Annotated in this window: 4 protein-coding genes; all 4 read left to right on the top strand. The window is 69.1% G+C overall.

Annotated features, from left to right (window positions below; all coding sequences use genetic code 11):
• Positions 1-287, top strand: a 287-nt coding sequence (locus VGT06_00840; protein HEV8661678.1) for a glycerophosphodiester phosphodiesterase family protein, incomplete at its 5' end; no start/stop codon positions are given.
• Positions 288-491: 204 nt separating this feature from the next.
• Positions 492-1571 carry an extracellular solute-binding protein gene (locus tag VGT06_00835; protein HEV8661677.1) on the top strand — a complete coding sequence of 360 codons (1080 nt, stop codon included), beginning with the start codon at positions 492-494 and terminating at the stop codon, positions 1569-1571.
• A gap of 70 nt (positions 1572-1641) precedes the next feature.
• The gene (locus tag VGT06_00830; protein ID HEV8661676.1) at positions 1642-2742 is read left to right on the top strand and encodes an ABC transporter ATP-binding protein; all 1101 of its coding nucleotides are present in this window, start codon (positions 1642-1644) and stop codon (positions 2740-2742) included.
• Positions 2739-3379: ABC transporter permease (locus VGT06_00825; protein HEV8661675.1), on the top strand; the 641-nt coding region annotated here is incomplete at its 3' end. The genes VGT06_00830 and VGT06_00825, both read left to right, overlap by 4 nt.

Raw genomic sequence — 3379 nt, 5'->3', positions numbered from 1 at the left:
TCGCCGTGCGGTCCGCCGCCCCGGAGGTGGAGACGGCGGCCCTGCTGGAGGGGCGGCCGGCGGACCCGGGGGGGGTGGCCGCCGCGGCCGGGGCAGGGGGGCTCGCCCTCCAGCACCAGTTGGTGACGGCGCGGGAGCGCGCGCTCACCACCGCCTCCGGCTTCCGGCTCTACGCCTGGACCGTGGACGACGAGGCCGAGATGCGCCGCCTGGTGGGGCTGGGCCTGGACGGCATCATCACGAACCACCCCGGCCGCCTCCGGCGCCTGCTCAGCGAATCGGCTTGACCACCCCCCGGGGGAACCTATAATCGGGGGCACCCCCGACCCCGTTCTCTCGCTCCCACCGGGTCCATCGTCCGACGGCCCTCGGGGGGGCCGTCGCGGATGCGCACCGGATGCAGGCCGGAACCACCCGGGAGTCCCGAGTCCAGAATGTGGATGCCGCCTCTCCCTCCCTGCCGCGCGGGGAAGACAAAGGAGGATCGCGCCATGCGGGCCCGCTCACGCGCACGGATCGCAGTCGGTACGGTGGTTGCCCTGGTGGTGGGGGCTGCCGGCGCCCAGGCCGCGGAGCTCCGGCTGCTGACCTGGAAGGGCTATGCCCCGAACGAGGTGGTCGAGCAGTTCGAGAAGGAGACCGGCGTCAAAGCGAACATCACGTACTCCAATAACGAGGAGATGATCTCCAAGCTGCGGGCGACCGGCGGGGCCGGGTTCGATCTGGCCCAGCCGAGCCAGGACCGGATCACGGGCGCCCAGCAGGACTACAAGATCTACCGGCCCTTCGACCTGTCGAAGGTCAAGACGGGACTCTTCATCCCCTCGATGCTGGAGGCCACCAAGAAGAACACCACGCTGAACGGGCAGGTGTACGGCCTGCCGCACATCTGGGGAACGGATGGCCTGATCGTGAACAAAAAGGCGGCGGGCGCGGCCCGCGACTACCTGGACCTGTGCGATGCCAGGTACGCGGGGCGCGTGAGCTACCGGGCCAAGCGCCCGGTCCTGGTTGCCTTCGCCTTCGCCATGGGGAAGGACCCGTTCGCGCTCTACGGGGACAAGGGCAAGTACCAGGCGCTCATGGAGCAGATCGGCGACAAGCTCATCGCCTGCAAGAAGCACGTCAAGGATTACTGGTCGAACGGCGACGCCCTGCTGGCCTTGATGCGCACCGGGGAGGTCACGCTGGCCATGGGCTGGGACTCCGGGGGCTGGAAGCTCACCCAGGAGAATCCGGAGATCGTCTTCGTCGCGCCCAAGTCGGGGGCCCTGGGCTGGATCGACACCTTCGCGCTCCCGGCCAAGGCCCGGAACCTGGACGCCGCCTACCAGTGGATCAACTTCGTGATGCGGCCCGAGATCGCCGGCAAGGTTGCGGCCGCCGCCGGCAACTTCACCGCGTCCAAGGGCTCCGACCGGTACGTGGATCCGGTGCTCCAGAAGCTCTATCAGGCCAGTTTCTCCCCCAAGGACGTGGACAACATCAAATGGTACCCGGCGGTCCCGGCGGGCCTGGAGGAGATCGAGGGGAACGTCCTCGAGAAGGTGCGGGCCGCCGCTTCCCGGTAAACCAGCCCCGACGGACCAGGGCCGCTCCCTTGGGGCGGCCCTGGTCTTTCGCCGTGCCGGAACCCTTGCCATGACCGCGCCCATTGACCTGGAAGCGCGCGACCTCGTCCGGAGCTTCGGCGAGTTCCGGGCCGTGCAGGGTGTCTCCTTCCAGATCCCCAAGGGCTCCTTCTTCTCCATCCTCGGCCCGTCGGGCTGCGGCAAGACCACGCTCCTCCGGATGATCGCCGGCTTCCTCGAGCCGGACGCCGGGGACATCCTGATCGGCGGACGCTCGATGGTCGGGGTCCCGCCCAACCGGCGGCCGGTCAACCTCATCTTCCAACACCTGGCCCTCTTCCCCATGATGTCGGTGGCCGAGAACATCGCCTATGGCCTGCGGCGGCGGGGGGTGGAGCGGGTGGAGATCCGCGAGCGCGTGGAACGCGTGCTCGGGCGCATCGGCCTTCCCGGCTCCGGCGACAAGCGCATCGATCAGCTCTCGGGCGGGCAGAAGCAGCGGATCGCCATCGCTCGCTGCCTCGTGCTCGAGCCGACCGTGCTCCTCCTCGACGAGCCGCTGGGCGCCCTGGACCTGAAGCTGCGGGAGCAGATGAAGGTGGAGCTCAAGCTCCTCCAGGCAGACATCGGCACTACCTTCGTCTACATCACCCACGACCAGTCGGAGGCGCTCGTCATGTCCGACCGCGTCGCGGTGATGAACGAGGGCCGGTTCGAGCAGGTGGACACGCCCCAGGGGCTCTACTACCGTCCGCACACCTCCTTCGTCGCCGGGTTCGTGGGGGGGAGCAACCGCTGGGAGGGGGCGCTGGTCGCGAGGTCGGGGGACGAGGTCCGGGTGCGGACGCGGGACGGGCTGGAGCTCACGGCCCGAACCTCGGAACGCCTGGGGGCCGGCCAATCGGTGGATCTCTTCGTCCGGCCGGAGGGGATCACGCTGGCGGGGGAGGAGGGCGAACTCGGCGCGGTCGCGAACCGCCTGCGGGGGACCGTCGAGAGCGTTCTCTTCGACGGGGCGAACAGCCGTGTCCTGGTGAAGGAGGCCCGGACGGGAGGGGAGATCACCGCTGCCCTCCCGCAAACGGGCCGGTTCGCCGACCTGCGGCCCGGCCAGACCGTTCACCTGGGCTGGGACGCGGGCGCGGGGCTGTGCTTTGGGAGGAGCGCGTGAGCCGGCGGACGGGCGGCCGGATCGGGTTGGCGGTCTTCCTGACCCCGGCCGCCCTGTGGCTGCTCCTGCTCATCGTGCTGCCCCACGTGGACATGTTCCTCCTCTCCGTCCGGCCCAAGGGGGGCGGCGGCGCTTTCAGCCTGGCCAACTATACCCGGTTCTTCGCGGAGCCGATCTACTGGAACACCTTCGCCAGGACCGCCACGTACTCCATCCTAGCCACCCTGCTGACCCTCCTCCTCGCCTTCCCGGTGGCCTACTTCATCGCCAAGATGGCGCGGGGCCGAGCCAAGGGGATCCTGTTCCTGCTCTGCCTCCTGCCCTTCTGGGTGAGCGAGCTGGTCCGCACCTATGGCTGGATGATCCTGCTCCGCGAGAGCGGGATCGTGAGCGGCGTTCTGGTCTGGACCGGGCTGCTCGCCAGACCGATCGAGATGCTCTACAACGACGTGGCCATCATGATCGGCCTGATCTACACCTCCATGCTCTTCATGGTGGTGCCGCTGGTGACCGTGCTGGACAGCCTGGATGACAGCCTGATCGAGGCCGCCTACGATCTGGGCGGCACCGCCCCCTCCATCCTCCGGGAGATCATCATCCCGCACGCCATGCCCGGCATCGCCGCAGGCAGCATCGT

This window comes from Candidatus Methylomirabilis sp. (assembly GCA_036000645.1).
Lineage (GTDB): Bacteria > Methylomirabilota > Methylomirabilia > Methylomirabilales > JACPAU01 > JACPAU01.
Note: the sequence above shows the minus strand (reverse complement) of the source record. Positions and strands in the feature narration are given on the sequence as shown.

Excerpts from the sequence above, each read along its gene's own strand:
- VGT06_00835 (HEV8661677.1), top strand. The coding sequence starts at position 492 with ATGCGGGCCCGCTCACGCGCACGGATCGCAGTCGGTACGGTGGTTGCC.
- VGT06_00830 (HEV8661676.1), top strand. The coding sequence starts at position 1,642 with ATGACCGCGCCCATTGACCTGGAAGCGCGCGACCTCGTCCGGAGCTTC.